General features: G+C 39.7%; 14 protein-coding genes. 7 read left to right on the top strand and 7 right to left on the bottom strand.

All coding sequences use genetic code 11. The features are described 5' to 3' along the window. Nucleotides 1-2: 2 nt before the first annotated feature. The 4 genes from QNI22_RS39250 to QNI22_RS39235 all read right to left on the bottom strand — a co-directional run bounded on the left by QNI22_RS39250 (nt 3) and on the right by QNI22_RS39235 (nt 4,366). Complete coding sequence (locus QNI22_RS39250; RefSeq protein WP_314519998.1) at nt 3-890, bottom strand: SDR family oxidoreductase; 888 nt, start codon at nt 888-890, stop codon at nt 3-5. 259 nt (nt 891-1,149) lie between these two features. Further along, entirely contained in the window at nt 1,150-2,091 is a 942-nt protein-coding gene (locus QNI22_RS39245) for an NADP-dependent oxidoreductase (protein WP_314519997.1), read from the bottom strand. 50 nt (nt 2,092-2,141) lie between these two features. Then, nucleotides 2,142-2,879 carry a helix-turn-helix domain-containing protein gene (locus QNI22_RS39240; RefSeq protein ID WP_314519994.1) on the bottom strand — a complete coding sequence of 246 codons (738 nt, stop codon included), beginning with the start codon at nt 2,877-2,879 and terminating at the stop codon, nt 2,142-2,144. A gap of 824 nt (nt 2,880-3,703) precedes the next feature. After that, nucleotides 3,704-4,366, bottom strand: a complete 663-nt coding sequence (locus QNI22_RS39235) for an NADPH-dependent F420 reductase (RefSeq protein WP_314519992.1) — start codon at nt 4,364-4,366, stop codon at nt 3,704-3,706. Between the two features lie 145 nt (nt 4,367-4,511). On the opposite strand from QNI22_RS39235, the gene QNI22_RS39230 reads away from it, so the two are divergent. From QNI22_RS39230 to QNI22_RS39210, 5 genes are all read left to right on the top strand, one after another. Beyond that, nucleotides 4,512-5,117, top strand: a complete 606-nt coding sequence (locus tag QNI22_RS39230; protein WP_313981987.1) for a Crp/Fnr family transcriptional regulator — start codon at nt 4,512-4,514, stop codon at nt 5,115-5,117. A gap of 64 nt (nt 5,118-5,181) precedes the next feature. Continuing rightward, the gene (locus QNI22_RS39225) at nt 5,182-5,760 is read left to right on the top strand and encodes a Crp/Fnr family transcriptional regulator (RefSeq protein ID WP_314519989.1); all 579 of its coding nucleotides are present in this window, start codon (nt 5,182-5,184) and stop codon (nt 5,758-5,760) included. Between the two features lie 103 nt (nt 5,761-5,863). Further along, nucleotides 5,864-6,526 (top strand): NADPH-dependent F420 reductase, encoded by a 663-nt coding sequence (locus QNI22_RS39220; RefSeq protein WP_314519987.1) that lies wholly within the window; start codon nt 5,864-5,866, stop codon nt 6,524-6,526. Between the two features lie 82 nt (nt 6,527-6,608). Continuing rightward, entirely contained in the window at nt 6,609-7,442 is an 834-nt protein-coding gene (gene ygiD / locus QNI22_RS39215) for a 4,5-DOPA-extradiol-dioxygenase (RefSeq protein WP_314520012.1), read from the top strand. A 1-nt stretch (nt 7,443) separates the two neighbouring features. Next, the gene (locus QNI22_RS39210; protein ID WP_314519984.1) at nt 7,444-8,181 is read left to right on the top strand and encodes an alpha/beta hydrolase; all 738 of its coding nucleotides are present in this window, start codon (nt 7,444-7,446) and stop codon (nt 8,179-8,181) included. Nucleotides 8,182-8,788: 607 nt separating this feature from the next. Here QNI22_RS39210 and QNI22_RS39205 read toward each other — a convergent pair. Beyond that, the gene (locus QNI22_RS39205; RefSeq protein WP_314519982.1) at nt 8,789-9,304 is read right to left on the bottom strand and encodes a hypothetical protein; all 516 of its coding nucleotides are present in this window, start codon (nt 9,302-9,304) and stop codon (nt 8,789-8,791) included. 342 nt (nt 9,305-9,646) lie between these two features. Between QNI22_RS39205 and QNI22_RS39200 the strand changes: the two genes are divergently transcribed. Together QNI22_RS39200 and QNI22_RS39195 are read left to right on the top strand one after the other, a co-directional pair. Continuing rightward, complete coding sequence (locus QNI22_RS39200) at nt 9,647-10,432, top strand: MBL fold metallo-hydrolase (RefSeq protein WP_314519980.1); 786 nt, start codon at nt 9,647-9,649, stop codon at nt 10,430-10,432. A gap of 43 nt (nt 10,433-10,475) precedes the next feature. Then, nucleotides 10,476-10,889 (top strand): OsmC family peroxiredoxin, encoded by a 414-nt coding sequence (locus tag QNI22_RS39195; RefSeq protein ID WP_314519977.1) that lies wholly within the window; start codon nt 10,476-10,478, stop codon nt 10,887-10,889. A gap of 54 nt (nt 10,890-10,943) precedes the next feature. On the opposite strand, the gene QNI22_RS39190 is transcribed toward QNI22_RS39195, so the two are convergent. Beyond that, nucleotides 10,944-12,344, bottom strand: a complete 1,401-nt coding sequence (locus QNI22_RS39190) for a sigma-54-dependent transcriptional regulator (protein WP_314519975.1) — start codon at nt 12,342-12,344, stop codon at nt 10,944-10,946. 96 nt (nt 12,345-12,440) lie between these two features. Continuing rightward, complete coding sequence (locus QNI22_RS39185) at nt 12,441-15,128, bottom strand: sigma-54-dependent Fis family transcriptional regulator (RefSeq protein ID WP_314519972.1); 2,688 nt, start codon at nt 15,126-15,128, stop codon at nt 12,441-12,443. Nucleotides 15,129-15,376 lie beyond the last annotated feature (248 nt).

Genomic DNA, 15,376 nt, shown 5'->3' with positions numbered 1-15,376 from the left:
TTTTAAATTACGTTAGTGGTGGTTGTAAAATATGTTTGTGTTAAAAATTGCTTTGCGGACAAAGGTTTTCTGCCCAGAAGCAATTCCAGATCTGTTGAAGAAGATTGAAACTCACCTAAGCTAATGGCTTCTGACAGGGCTGAAAATATTTTGATGGATTGAGGAGGCAGCCCGGCTTTCTCCATAGTAGCCATATACTCCGCTTTTGAAGGACTGGTGTACTGTATATCCACTCCGCCTTGCGTACTTAAAATATCAGCAATTTCAGCCAGAGACACATTTTCCGTATTACTGATATTATACTCTTTATTATAATGACCTTCCTGCAGACAGACATTTGCTATGGCTTCAGCTATGTCGGTGCGGGTTACATACGCGGCCTTACCTTCACCAGCTGGTAAATAAATGCCGTTTTCCATTACCTTATCTCCTAAAAGCAGAGGTAACAATTCTGTATACAGATTGTCTTTAAAAATAGTATACGGAATCCCACTTTCTCTAATCGTTGCATCTGTGGTCTTGATAGAGGAAGATACAAAGTCAAATGGAGAGTTTTTAACTGCATTTTCGTCAAAAAAACTTGTGTATAGCAGATGTTTTACTCCAGCTTCTTTTGCTGCTGTGATTACACTATCATGTTGTTCGGCTCTGCTGGTCAGATCTCTACCTGCTACCAGGATTAATTTGTCAATCCCTGTAAAAGCCTTGACCAATGTAGGGTACCAGTCATAGTCACCTACTCGTAGTGTGATGCCTTTTGCTTGTAAATCTTCTGCTTTGGCGGTTTCTCTAACCAAGCCAATAATAGTGTTAGGTTTAACGCCTTTGTTTAGTAGGGAATGGATAATAGCTTTCCCAAGGTGCCCGTTTGCTCCTGTTACCAAAATCATATGTGTATATGTTAAATGTTAGTGATGAATGATGATGTAAAATTACTTTGCTGAACAAGGATAAACTTGTATCAGATCACTGTAGTTGAGTTGTGTATCTGTCGTTGGAGATTATATGGTAGACTTGAAAGGACAGACACGGTGCTACCACATAGATCACAAACTAGTTGATCTACGGCACTGAATTAGAGTATGTATGTGGATTTACAGTATGATGCCTTACTAACACATCCTCATAGAGGCATCTGGCTGAGGATGTTCAGAGCTCTATGACTACCTTGCCAATGTATCCACCTTTCTCTGCATACTGATAGGCTTCCTGAGTTTGAGTAAAGGGAAATACTTTGCCTACCTCAATGGTTAGTCCCTTATCTATACCCTGTAACAATAAATTGATGCTTTTTTCAGAAGGGGCGGTTATTAGGGCAATATGCTTTTTACTTCTGAATAGATTTTGAATCAGTGTGGTTGGAATGTCAATAGGCTGGGGAACCGGATTTAAAAACAGGGCCTGAGGTTTCATTATCTGTTTGGCGTTTTTATACCCCATTTTACCTGATAGATCAATGACAACATCATAGGTTGTTTTGCGGGAAAGTATATTTTCTTTTTTATAATCCACTACCGAAGTAGCTCCCCATTCTTTAGCATAGGCCACCCCATTGGTACTTGTAACGGCTGTTACGTTTGCTCCTGTAGGCTTTAATAGTTGTAACAAGAACATACCGAAACCTCCTGTTGCTCCATTGATCAAAATGTGAGATTGCGAATTGATCTTTCCCATTTTCTGAAATGCTGCAACAGCCGCACCTCCAACCGTAGGAATGGAAGCCGCCTGAGCAAAACTGATAGCTGCAGGTTTTTTCCAGACAGATGTAGCAGGCACCGCAACATACTCGCCTAAGGCTCCCTCTTTCATATTGTTTTTCACTATACCAAACACTTCATCTCCTTTTTTGAAGGTAGTTACTGATGATCCAACCTCTTCAATAACACCCGCAAAGTCAGTGCCTGTATGCTTTGGAAATTTCGAACCTGACATCAGTTTCATTTCTCCTTTTCTGATTTTCCAATCCAAAGGATTAATTGAAACTGCTTTGATTTTTACCAGAACCTGATCTGCCTGGATAGAAGGTGTTGGTTCATCTATGGTTTGTAACACTTCAGTGCCACCAAACATGTTGTAAGCGATCGTTTTCATTTTCTGTTTTTGTTTAAATGATTGATGCTACAAAGATCGGGTGTGCACGTCTAATAGACTTGTATCAGATCACTATTGTGCTTTAAAGCCTTGGGTGGCATACCAAACATTTCATACATATACTTGTTGAGTTGGGGAAGATCGTAAAAGCCCGTATCGTAGGCGATGTCTGTAAGGCTCTTGTCTTTGTCAGAAAGGGTAAGGTAAACAGCCTGACGTATCCTTGTCCACAATAAATATTTAGACAAGCTACTACCCGTTTGTTCTTTAAACAGTGAAGCTAAACGAGAAGGAGAAAGGAAAACGATATCAGCAAAGGTTTGTGGGTTAATATCCCGTTCAAAGAAGTTGGTTCGGATATAATCAACCATTTTTGTCACCCTTTCATCATATTGTGTAGCAGGTAGTTGTGACACCAATGCTGTAATGAGGGTGTCAATATCAAAACGATTCGTTCCGGTTTGAAAGAAAGCTTCCATTTCGTTTTCGGAATGAAAAACAATATAGTCCTGATCAGCAGCGAATCTGTTGGCAAGTTCCAAACCAATAGTAGAATACGGCTCTATATTGAAAACATTCAATGTTCCTTTTTCAGCTACACACAAATGGGTAACCTGTGGTTTGATCAAAAAGCCATAGATATTTTTACACAACTGCCCGTTAATCGTTGAGGTAAACGGTGCGTCATTGGTTAAAACAATCTGATACGCTGAATGTTTGTGGATCTCTACGGTAAGATTGTGGGCTGTAAGAGCAAGGATAAATGGATTGCTTTGTTGATTTTTCATTTGAGTGTTTTCCGGAAAAGCAGCTCAAAATATAGATAAATGTAGCAACTTACAACAAAGGCAAATGGTATCACAAAAAATGTATTCGTTCAGTCTCAGTGTGTTTGATATATAATAATGGAATATATAGAGACCTAATTCAGGAAAAGATCTTTAATCTATGCAGTATGTGCATTAGATCTTTTCTCTCAAAAATACATGAGTCATCCCAAATTTTGAGGAAAAGAATTTGACTGACATATATAACAATACAAAGATGTTACAAAGAGAGCAAAGATAACTTCAATCGTGTGTGGTGGTGTAGGGGCGTAGGGAATCTTTTTCTCGCGAGGTTGGCACCTTATCCTGTCCCATAAGTTTTTCAATTTTGCAGCTTTAGGGGATAATCTCTTTTTTGTGCCATTACACCCTTTTTTGTCCTCCTGAAAGGACCTCGTGGCAAGACCGGCGGCCTTAGGTTTTGGAATGTATTTGTTTTCTCACAAACCAGGCATGGCTCTATTTGTCACGAGATCCTTTCAGGAGGACAGGGAGAGTGTTTTTTCTTTATTTACAAACCATGTTTCTAGAAAAAATATGGAACAGGATAAGGGAAAGCCCATGGCCTTGCGGGCGGAAAGATCAGGAAAAAGTGCCTTTTTTGGGTTATCACGCTGTGGCGTGACAAAAAAGTGACAAGGCGATAAAAAAGAGATAGGTTCTGGATTTTAAACAAACGAAGAAAGAGAGCTTTCATAAAAATTACCTCAAGCCTACACTATTTTTAAAAGTATAGGCTTGAGTTTTACTCATATCCAACATCCGAGATGACTCATGTTTATTAACTAAACAGCTACAGAACGACGTATTTCATCTGCTGTTACGGTTTTTCCTAATGCACCGAACTCATGTAACTCTCCAAACACTTCGATTCGAATGGATTGATCTAAATTACCCACATATAGTGGTTCAAAACCTGTATCCCAGATCAGTTCTTCAATTTTAGTATTAATGCTTTGATCATTAGTTGCATAGAACAGAACGGCCGGTTCGGGCTTTTGATCAGAGGCGTTGGCTAATGAAGCTGCCCCGAGTGTACCTAAAGCTTTTGCCAGTTTAGCTCCCTTAGGCAGTAATGAATGATTGATTTGGCCGGCAGAATTAGTTGCATCAATCGTTTTGACAAAACCACCCTTTCCATCAGGAGCAATAGGATTCGAAGGATCAATAATGATTTTACCTTCTAACTGTGTCGCATATTGATTTAGAAATTCTTTGATAGAAGAAAACCAGATAGCCAAAATAATAATATCTGCTTCCTGAAGAGCGGCACTGATTTCCATTGGCTGGGCGAGGTTTCCTAACTTTTCCGCAAGACATTTGGCCTGTGAATAGTCGCGGGAAGCCAGAATAACGGGACGATTGCCCTTAGTCAAATTAGTGGCTACTACTTGGCCAATATTCCCTAATCCGATGATAGCAACTTTTGATTCTGATGTTTTTGACATGGTCTTATGGTTTAAATGATGAGGCAAAGGTCAGAAGTATTCAGGAATGCAACCTTTCAGGTTTCTGAAGAAATACCATTCAACTAGTTTAATGATGGCGATGTAATGCCATTATTTAGAAGGAAAAATAGTTTTTGTGTTAGCTTTGGAACAAAAAACAGATTCTCTCTATAACCAGATGCTTGAACCTCTCATTGCTCATTTTGAAAGTTATCTCCCCTTAAAAGAAAGCGAAATGCAATTGCTGGAAGGGCGGGTAACACAACGTAAGATCAAACGCAGACAACATATCTTGCAGGAAGGCTTCCCCTGTAAGCATTATAGTTTTGTAGTGGAAGGGTGTTTTAAAATGTATGGGGTTGATCAGAAAGGGAACCAACATAATATCCAATTTGCTGCTGAGAACGACTGGATTGCAGATATAGGCAGTTTTCATTCCAATAAGTCAAGCAAGCTGTTTATTGAAGCCATTGAGCCGTCTCTTATCTTGCAGATTGAACAACAAGATCTTTATTTTTTGTATCAATCCATTCCGAAGCTTGATCGTATCTTTAAAGTCATTATAGAGAATAAATTTGTCGAGTTACAAAATCAGGTTCTGCAAAATATCAGTTCTACCGCACAGGAACGCTATGCGGCATTTCTGGAACAATACCCAAAACTTGCTCTGCGCTTGCCCAATACACAGATTGCTTCTTATTTGGGAATTACGCCCCAGTATTTAAGCGAAATTCGAAACGAACGCAGCTAATCAGGTTAATTTACTATAACTTAGCTTAAGAACTCTCAGTTGCTACCAATAGATTGGTTTATTCATGTACGATCTTTTTTTTAAGAAATTCAGAGAACGAGTAGATCTATCTCCGGAAGAGGAAATACAGATTAAAAGTTATCTCATTCCGAAAAAAATACGCAAAAGGCAATATATACTCCAGGAAGGAGATATTTGTAAGCATATTGCTTTTGTCGAAAAAGGAGCATTGAGGGAGTACTCTATCGAAGGTGGGACAGAACATATTATTTTGTTTGCACTGGAAGGTTGGACAGTGGCTGATTTGTTTAGTTTTTTGACTGGTGAGCCTGCTGTTTATACGATTGATGCCCTGGAAGATTCAGAATTGGTACTTATCTCCAAAAGTTCACATGAGGAACTACTGCAAACTCAGCCTAAATATGAGACATACATGCGATTACTGATTACAGATGCATACATAGCCCTTCAGAAACGTCTCACCTCCAGCATCAGCTTGCCTATAGAGGAACGGTATAAAAACTTCATCGAGACCTATCCCGATATTGTACAGCGGGTGCCTCAGCATATGATTGCCTCGTATATGGGACTTTCTCCTGAGACTTTAAGTCGTGTCCGGAAGAAAATGCTTAACCAAAAGTAAAATGCTTCATTTCATTGACTTTTGTCAAGACTTTTTCTTGCCTGAAATCAATGCGGAGGGTAGCAGGAAGTAGTAATTTTGTATCATCAAAACAGATTGTGAGATGAAAACAAAACAGACTATTGCCGTTATTGGAGCTACAGGAAATATGGGGTCAGCTATCTCCAGGGCATTATCCAACGCTAATTATCGTCTTCTTCTTTTTGCAAAAGATCAGGCTAAACTTCAAACTTTGGTTGAGGAAATCAGGAAAAGTAATGCTGTCGCAAATATAGAGAGTGTAGATTGCAGTGTCAATGCAAGCTGGGAAGCAGATATTATCCTATTGGCTGTGCCTTATCAGGCTGAAAAAGAAATCGCTGAAAAGATCAGAGAGGTAGCTAATCAGAAGGTTGTGGTTAGTATTTCCAATCCACTGAATACTTCTTTCAATGGTATGCTAACAGAACCAGATACAAGTGCTGCTGAAGAATTACAAAAACAGCTTCCCCATTCAAAAGTAGTAAAAGCCTTCAACACAACTTTTGCGGCAGATTTCTCAACTCCTGTCATTGATGGCAAACAAGTTGACTCATTTATAGCAGGTAATCATGAAGAAGCATTGCAAACAGCTTCAGAACTAGTAGTAGCAGCCGGATTTTATCCCATTCTTGCGGGTGATTTATCTGTCAGCAGAACGCTTGAGAATATGGCTTTACTGCTTATTCAAGAGACTATAAAGAGTAACTATGACTGGCTGGCAGGCTGGAAAGTTCTTCATCATTAAACTCAACATCTGTCATTGATCAATCATTTGTCTGATGAAAAGAGAGAAATTTATTAAAACCATCCTAACAGGAACAATAGGTATGACAACATTATCAGGATTTAAAGCATTTACAGATAATCTCCCCAAACAGGAGCAGCTAATGCCCGTACTATTTATTGGGCATGGATCGCCTATGAATGGCATTGAAGATACAGAGTTTAGCCGACGGTGGACCCAAATGGCAAAAGAGATTCCAACGCCTCAAGCTGTGCTGGTTGTATCGGCACACTGGTTTACCAAAGGTACTAAAATTACGGCAATGGACTTTCCAGAGACGATACACGACTTTGGAGGATTTCCCAAAGAACTGTTTGCTGTACAGTATCCGGCACCCGGTAATCCGGCTCTGGCGAAAGAGACTGCTAGTCTGATTCATTCTGCTCATGTGGAATTAGACCACGACTGGGGGCTGGATCACGGTACCTGGACTATTATACGCCATATGTATCCGGAGGCAAAAATTCCGGTACTACAGTTGAGCATTGATTTTACCAAAGGGCCACAATATCATTATGATCTGGCAAGAGAAATTAATGCGCTGCGCAAAAAAGGAGTATTGATCATAGGAAGTGGCAATATGGTGCATAATTTGAGAATGGTAGCATGGGATAAACTAAATGATCCCGAATACGCCTATGACTGGGCTGCACAGATGAATGATACTTTTAAAAACCTGATTGAGGAAGGGAATCATAAAGCGTTGATCAATTATACAACGTTGGGCAGAGAAGCTCTGCTGGCTATTCCTACACCCGAGCACTATCTGCCATTGTTGTATACGTTAGGTCTTAAAGAAGGAAAGGATAGCATATCATTTTTCAATGATAAGGCAGTAGGGGGTTCACTTACCATGACTTCTGTAAAATTTGGGTAATATGCTTGTGTCTGTATTCTTTTTTGCGTTACAGATGCTATCTATAAACAATACATCTATGATAGATCCAATGGTGTCCGAATCCAATAACCCTTCTGATAGCTTTGTCTTACAATATCTTATTAGAGAGCCAAAAGTTAAAGCAGAAAAAAACAAGGCTATCATCCTTTTGCATGGAGTAGGTAGTAATGAGCAGGATTTGTTTAGCCTGGCGGGTCATTTACCTGATGACTTTTATATTATTGCAGCCAGAGGGCCCTTTGCTTTAGGAGGAGGCAGATTTGCCTGGTACAATGTTGATTTTTCAACGGGCAGGCCTGTGATTGATGTTGAGCAGGAGTTATCAAGCCGAAATACCATTCACAGATTTGTGTCTCAGATAAAACAGAAATACCACATCGACCAGCTGTATCTGGGAGGATTTAGCCAGGGAGCTATTATGAGTTTTAGTGTGGCATTGACCTATCCTAATGAAGTAAATCAGGTGATTGCACTAAGTGGCCGGATTCTGGAACAGCACCAGGTAGGAGTTGTTCCAAATGATAGTTTCCGCAAATTAAACATATTTCTTTCTCATGGTACTCAAGATGGTACACTCCCAATCCAGTATGCCAGAGAAGCCAAAACTTTTCTTGAAAAGCTGAATGTGCAGTTAAGTTACCATGAATACAACCTGGGCCATTCCATTAATAACGACGTGCTGAAAGATTTGAATCGATGGCTTCAGCAAAATGAGTAATTCTTTTTACCCTTATCCCTTACTGTCCTTCTGAAAGAAACTTTCCGCTATTGTCGGGACAGGTGTGACAAATAGAGCCACGTTTTCTACAGGAGAATAATTTTTTCTCTCAGAAACCAAGCGCCACTCTATTTGTCACAGGATTCTTTCAGAAGGACAGAGAGGGGTGTTTATTTAGGCGGACAAGAAAAATATTACAAAAAGAATTAAACTTCCTTCAATCGTGGAAGGTCGTATCTGTGCGCTGGCCTTCTTTCTGCCGCGAGGAAAGCCCCCGGCTTTGCGCGGAGCAGGTTCGGCAGAAAGTGCTCTTTTTTGCACACGCACAAATCTGGCTCACCAAATTCTCATTTGGTGCCCTGTTTTTTGGGCAAGCAAAAAATGAAGAGGTCAGTGGAAGAGAAAAGTAAGTGACAATAAAACAAACACAGGAAGAGACAAGCAAAAAAGTAACAGGGTGATAAGAAGGGAAATGTTCTGAATAATAAACAAACGCAGAAAGAAACATTTCTCAAAAATAAACCCAAGCCTAAACTTTTGAAAATTGTATAGGCTTGGGTTTTACTCACATCCAAAATCCGGGATGAATCATGTTATCAGATAGTTCTTATTTTTCAACTACAATCTCCAGCTCTCCGGCAATGTGTTTGACATGGCAGCAATCCGCACCTACGGTAAACTTTCTTTTCACGATTTCTTTCCCAGCTTTATAACCAATAAATTCTACCTCGATTTCTTTGTTGGCGAGTTCTTTCACATTGGCATCTGTAACAATAGCATATGTTCCGGATTTGCGTTGCATCTCAGCCATTGCCGCATCTAGTGTTAGCGTTCTCTCTGTGCCTGTAGCAGTCTGGATAATCTTGTAGCTGTCTAACTGGACAGGGCTATTGTCTTTATTTTTGACTGTAGCTGAAACAGTGGAGAATATCTCAGTACACATAACATCCCCTGAACAATCTTTTGTAGTGACTACTGTATCCTGAGTTGCTACCGTGTCCAGCACAGCTACAGTATCTTTGGCTGGTTCTGTTTGTTCTCCTGTGGAGTTTTTTTGTGAGCAACTGCTAAAACTAAAAGTCAGAGATAAAATCAAGGCGTAATGCAAAAAACTTATTTTCATCGATATAATTGTTGTTATGGAACAGTGACCCAACTTCTTTTCAAATGGTTGCATGACAAGTACAATATCAGAAGTATTCAGCAACTAAACATAACTTACTAGAGACTTATTTTATTGACTACCAGAGAAATCAGTGTTCTGGTCAGAAGAGGGTTGCCAGCAAAAAATCATTGAATTACAAGCAGGAATAGTCTCATATAAAAGAATTGGGTAACAAGCATCAAAAGGTTTGATATAGCCAATAAAATATACCTTTTCTACATTGTTTCAATCACATCAGTATGGCAATTTTGCTTATAGACTTTCACAGATTTACCACCGATTCGAGGATAGCTGTATTGTATGAAACTATCAATTACACATATTGACACAGCTTGTGTTCTGTTAGATATTAACGGCTACAAAATACTGACTGATCCAACACTGGATGCTGCCGGACATCTGTATTATCACGGATCGGGCACTTTTTCCAGAAAGACAGAAGATCCGGCTCTACCAGTGGATAAGCTACCTGCAGTAGACCTGGTATTGTTGAGCCATCATCAGCATAAAGATAATTTTGATAGGAATGGGCAGGAATTTACTAAAACTGTACCCACTGTAATTTCTACCAAACCAGCTGCCAGGACTATATCGGGTGCTATCGGACTTGACGATTGGGAGAGTTATCCCATTTATACACAATCAGTAACAAATTTGACTATTACAGCAACACCTGCCCAGCATCATCCCTGGTGGGTGCCGGAATTTCTTGTCGGAAAAGTAATCGGTTTTATTATAGCTTTTGACGAACAGAAAAATGGGGTGATTTATATTTCTGGGGATACTGTTTATTTTAAGGGGATTGCAGAGGTTGGCAGACGTTACAAAATTGATGTTGGCATTTTCCATCTGGGATCAGTACAGTTTCGCTATCTTACTGGCTTCGGGCAGTATACCATGGATAGCAATGATCTGCTAAAAGCCGTAAAGGTACTCGATATGAACAAAATTATTCCTATTCACCACAAAGGCTGGACACATTTTAAACAAACAGAGAATAAGCTTAAAGAAGCTATTGCCCGTAATGAGCAACTACGCAATAAAACCTTGTTTCTCACTTCTGGAGTACAAACGCCACTAATCTAGTCCTGATTCTTCCTTATCACGCTATAGAACACCATTCATAGTTATGAAACGCCATGCTACTGCCACCTGGACTGGTACTGGAAAAGATGGGTATGGACAGATCAGTACCCAAAGCGGAATTTTAGAACAGGTGTATTTTTCTTTTACCAGTCGGTTTGGTGAGGTGCCTGGCACAAACCCGGAAGAATTGATTGCTGCGGCCCATGCCAGTTGCTTCACTATGAAACTGAGCTTTGTATTGAATGAGGCAGGTTTTACAGCAGAGTTACTGGAAACAAGATGCCATATCACATTTGAAAATGCGGTAATCACAGAATCGCACCTTACTATAAAAGCAAAAGTCTCCAGAATTAGTCAGGAAGCATTTGAAGCCTGTATTAAAGAGACGGAGTTGTATGGTCCTGTCAGCCGGATGTTAAATGCCAGGATCTTTATAGAAGCGAGCCTGGTAAAGTAGGAGTTTTATTTTCCAGAACTTTAGCAAAAGAAGTACCTAAAACGATTGTGTTGACTAAGATTTGTTGATAGAGAAGAAGTTCTCTTTTTCAATACCCAGCTTTTTCATTCTGGAATTGAGAGTAGAAACAGGTACCTTTAGTAATTCAGCAGCGCCTCCGGGTCCAAATACTTTTCCATTACATTGCTCCAGCACCCATAGTATATGCTCCCGCTCCATTTCTTCCATAGATTTAATGTCTTGCGGGTTCTTTAAAGAAGCTTCTTCCTTTGGTACATCTACAGGTATGCTTACATGTTGAATCATCTCTGTCTGGGTAAGTAATACAGCTCTTTCAATGAAGTGTTCCAGTTCGCGAATATTGCCTGGCCAACTATATTGAACCAAAGCTTCCAGAACGTTGTCAGACAAACCTGTTATTTGTTTCCCTATTTTTCGGGTATATATTTCCAGAAAATACTGAGCAAGCAGAGGAATATCCTCTTTTCGTTCCCGAAGTTGAGGCATCACAATCGGAAATACATTGAGACGATAATATAAATCCATGCGGAAACGACCTTCAGCAACTTCCTTTTCCAGATTACGGTTCGTCGCAGCTATAATGCGTACATCTACCTTAAAGGTAGTTCTTCCACCAACCCGTTCAATTTCTTTCTCCTGCAATACTCTCAGTAGCTTTACTTGTAAATCCAGGGGCATTTCGCCAATTTCATCCAGAAAAATAGTACCACTTTGAGCTTGTTCAAACTTACCAATTCTTCTCTCTGTGGCACCTGTAAAAGCACCTTTTTCGTGGCCAAACAATTCGCTCTCGATCAGACTGGCTGGCAATGCAGCACAGTTGACTTTTATGAGAGGTTTGTTTTTTCTGGAAGAATGTAAGTGAATGGCGTCTGCTATGCGTTCTTTGCCTGTGCCACTTTCGCCCAGAAGCAGAACGGATGTATTGGTTGGGGCTACAATCTGTACATGATTTAAAACGAGATCTAAACTCCTGCTTTTTCCAATAATGTCTTTAAAGTGAGTAGTGGGAAAAGATTGTTTTGCAGCCTGTTGTGATTCTTGGCGAATGGCAGACTGAAGATTGTTTTCGTGTAAATAATTTGCTATATCTAGTGTGACGAGTACATCTTTTTCCCGAAAAGGTTTTACCAGAAAGCCGTAGGGTTTAGTGGCCTTTGCTGCATCAAGAATTTCCTTATTTGAATTAGCTGATAAATAAACAAATGCAATCTGTTGTTCCTGTAAGATTTTGGCCAGATCAATACCTGTTAGTTTACCTTTCAGAAAAATATCCAGCAATACGAGATCGGGCTTTTCTTTTTCTATGATTTCCAGAGCTATCGAAACGGAACGAGCAATGGGGCATACCTCGTATCCTGCTCTTTCCAGGATCATTTGCAGATTGTTGGCTTCTACAAACTGGTCTTCTACAATCAGAATCTTATTTTTCATAGATAGTACTCCATATTGGCAAGTTACTACAATTTTCAAAAAAATGGGTAATTTAACAAGCGCAATAGGGTTACGGTAAAAAATGATAGCTTATGATTATTTTTTTTGAACAAATATATGTTCTTTTTTTATACCTAATTTTTTCATTCGGGAGTTGAGGGTAGACACATGAATATTCAATAGTTCAGCAGCACCGCCAGGACCAAATACTTTTCCGTTACAATTCCTCAATACAGCCAGAATATGATCTCGTTCGTTTTCTTCCAGTGTTTTTATCGAGTAGTTTTCTACTGAGTCAGCAACGGTTCTCTTGCCTGCAAATGAAGGAAGGTCTATTTGTCTGATACTATTGCCAGAGGTAAGCAATACAGCTCTTTCTATAAAATGTTCCAGCTCCCGAATATTCCCCGGCCAGTGGTATGCCTGTAAGGCATTCATTACATTTTTGGTAACAGTAGAAATTTCCCTTCCTGTTCTTTGTGTATATTTTTTTATAAAATGAGTTACTAACAAAGGAATATCCTCTTTTCGCTCCCGAAGTGGAGGCATTACAATCGGGAATACATGCAGGCGATAATACAAGTCACTTCTGAATCTGCCGGCTTCTACCTCTTTTTGCAGATTGCGATTGGTGGCAGCAATCAGACGTACATCCGTTTTAATTGTAGTTTGACCACCAACTCGTTCAATCTCTTTTTCCTGTAATACTCTCAGTAGCTTCACCTGTAAATCCAGGGGTAATTCGCCAATTTCATCCAGGAACAACGTACCTTTATGTGCCATTTCGAATTTACCAATACGACGTTCTATTGCTCCTGTAAAAGCACCTTTTTCGTGTCCAAACAATTCACTTTCTATCAGACTGGCTGGCAATGCAGCACAGTTGACCTTTATCATAAGTTTATCTTTTCGGGATGAAGCATTATGAACAGCCCTGGCAATGAGTTCTTTCCCTGTTCCGGTTTCACCTAAGATCAGGACTGTACTATTGGTAAACGACACTTGTGAAAGCATATGAAATACCTTCTGCATAGGTTGGCTTTCCCCAATCAGTTCGCTATGGTTATAGGCTTTTTCTACCTGTTCCTGCAGATATTGATTTTCTTCTTCCAACTGGCTTTTGTAATGCTTGATCTCTTCCAGTTGTCTGGCTATCTCTTCATTGGCCAGAATATTTGCCATGGCGATGGATAACTGATAGGAAATGCCCTGAATCAAAGTAAGCTGATAAGGTTTGAAATAGTTTTTATTTTCAGAATGGAGAAAAAAAGCGCCGATATTCTTATTGCTGTAACGTAAAGCCACACTAACCATCTCACGGATACCCGTTTTATGAAGGAAAGCAAGCCAGGAAGGGACAGTCCCTTGCTCTATGAGTTCCTCATTATCAAAAACAATCGGACCTTCTGCTGCCAATATTGCATCGCAAATCCGGTCTGCCACAGCATAGTTACCAGTCGCATTTGGTAGACAATCGGGATGAGAAGTTCGTTTTTCTTCCATGTCAAGCAAATATGCACTGTATGTTTGCTGCTCTTGATCCAGAATGATAATGGATGCGTCGTTATAATTGAACAGCTGCTTGAGCTGATGGGTAATGATTTTAAGCAAATCAGTCTTATCACGGGTAGAAGCGATAGCATTGCTAAGGGAAAGGAGTATTTCTTTCTCCTTATATTGTTTTTCGAGTGCCTCATTGGCGATGATATTGGAAAGTGCGATGGATATTTGTGAGCAGACACCTGTAAAAATAGTCGTATTGACGGTATTGAAATCGGTTAGATTTTCCGGTTGAATCCAAAGTACACCAAAGTTTGTATTACCAATGCGTAATGCAGCCCCGATTATGAAATCAATGCCGATGGAATGAAAAAATAGTGCATGCCCTGACGCATTTTTTTGGGTAGCTAGTTCCTTTATATCAAAGATTACAGGCCTGTCAGATTGTAGCACAAGGTCATAGAATTGTTTCTCAAACTTAAAATTGGAATAAATGGTTTGCAGATACTCCCGTTTTTGCAGGTAGGGGGTATTGTCCTCATCAAACAAATACGCGCCAAAGGTCATATCCTGTTGGTCAAGAGCTACGATGGTAAAATCCTTTATGAAAAAAAGCTCTTTAAGTTTTTGGTTGATGGTACTGGCAAGGTCTTGTTTGCTGCGCACAAGGGCCATGCTATTACTCAGAGATAGTAATATAGATTTCTCCTCTTCTTTTCGGGCTATGGCTTCATTGGCCAGGATGTTGGCGACTTCTATTGAAATCTGGGCGGATACACTTTCAATCAGGGTATAGTGCTCAGGGCGAAATTTATTTTTGGAATCGCCTATCATACACATGACGCCTATGGTTTTCTCTTCACTTTTTAAGGGTACCGAAACGATTTCCGTTAAGCCGGTAGTTTTCAACAAACGTATGTACTTTGGTGTATGGGTAGTGACGGATTTGGCTGTCAGATCTGTTCTAACCGTAGAGCCAGTCTCTAATACTCTATCAAAAATTCCATCCTGCAGAGGCAGATTTCGGTTCAGTTCCAACTCCAGTTCCCGATTCTTTTGACCATACTGGCCTGTGATGATCAGAAAAGGCACTACCTGAGATGATGCTTTGTCTATTAGGCTAATTCGGAAGCCGCTGACAGCCAGATGTTTTTGGAGTTTGATCTGCAAAACATGCTGCAGATCCTCTTTGTTTCGTATCGATGCTATATCCCTGATTAAAGAAAGCAAAATTTCTTTTTCCTCTAATTTCCGTTCCAGGTCTTGCCAATGGGTCTGATCCATATAGTTTGAAAATGAGTTTTATCTAAATGTAAGTGATAAACTGGTTATATCTCACCAATACTTTCGTTAATTGTTGAAATATCAACAATTATTATTGATAAATATAGTTTTAATTAATTGATATTCAATGCGTTAATTTATTGGTATATCAGTTGTAGGAAAGGATACAAAACGTAATCGTCTACAAACGCTGTATGGAGGTTTAGTACTAATAGAAAAGTGTAATACCTGTTTTGTTTAGTAAAGGA

It is taken from the genome of Xanthocytophaga agilis (assembly GCF_030068605.1).
Lineage (GTDB): Bacteria > Bacteroidota > Bacteroidia > Cytophagales > 172606-1 > Xanthocytophaga > Xanthocytophaga agilis.
Note: the sequence above shows the minus strand (reverse complement) of the source record. Positions and strands in the feature narration are given on the sequence as shown.

Bases quoted from the DNA above. Each gene is read 5' to 3' on its own strand.
- QNI22_RS39185 (WP_314519972.1), bottom strand. From the start codon at position 15,128: ATGGATCAGACCCATTGGCAAGACCTGGAACGGAAATTAGAGGAAAAA.
- QNI22_RS39235 (WP_314519992.1), bottom strand. From the start codon at position 4,366: ATGTCAAAAACATCAGAATCAAAAGTTGCTATCATCGGATTAGGGAAT.
- QNI22_RS39245 (WP_314519997.1), bottom strand. From the start codon at position 2,091: ATGAAAACGATCGCTTACAACATGTTTGGTGGCACTGAAGTGTTACAA.
- QNI22_RS39220 (WP_314519987.1), top strand. From the start codon at position 5,864: ATGAAAACAAAACAGACTATTGCCGTTATTGGAGCTACAGGAAATATG.
- QNI22_RS39190 (WP_314519975.1), bottom strand. From the start codon at position 12,344: ATGAAAAATAAGATTCTGATTGTAGAAGACCAGTTTGTAGAAGCCAAC.
- QNI22_RS39225 (WP_314519989.1), top strand. From the start codon at position 5,182: ATGTACGATCTTTTTTTTAAGAAATTCAGAGAACGAGTAGATCTATCT.
- QNI22_RS39205 (WP_314519982.1), bottom strand. From the start codon at position 9,304: ATGAAAATAAGTTTTTTGCATTACGCCTTGATTTTATCTCTGACTTTT.
- QNI22_RS39210 (WP_314519984.1), top strand. From the start codon at position 7,444: ATGCTTGTGTCTGTATTCTTTTTTGCGTTACAGATGCTATCTATAAAC.
- QNI22_RS39250 (WP_314519998.1), bottom strand. From the start codon at position 890: ATGATTTTGGTAACAGGAGCAAACGGGCACCTTGGGAAAGCTATTATC.
- ygiD (WP_314520012.1), top strand. From the start codon at position 6,609: ATGACAACATTATCAGGATTTAAAGCATTTACAGATAATCTCCCCAAA.
- QNI22_RS39200 (WP_314519980.1), top strand. From the start codon at position 9,647: ATGAAACTATCAATTACACATATTGACACAGCTTGTGTTCTGTTAGAT.
- QNI22_RS39240 (WP_314519994.1), bottom strand. From the start codon at position 2,879: ATGAAAAATCAACAAAGCAATCCATTTATCCTTGCTCTTACAGCCCAC.
- QNI22_RS39195 (WP_314519977.1), top strand. From the start codon at position 10,476: ATGAAACGCCATGCTACTGCCACCTGGACTGGTACTGGAAAAGATGGG.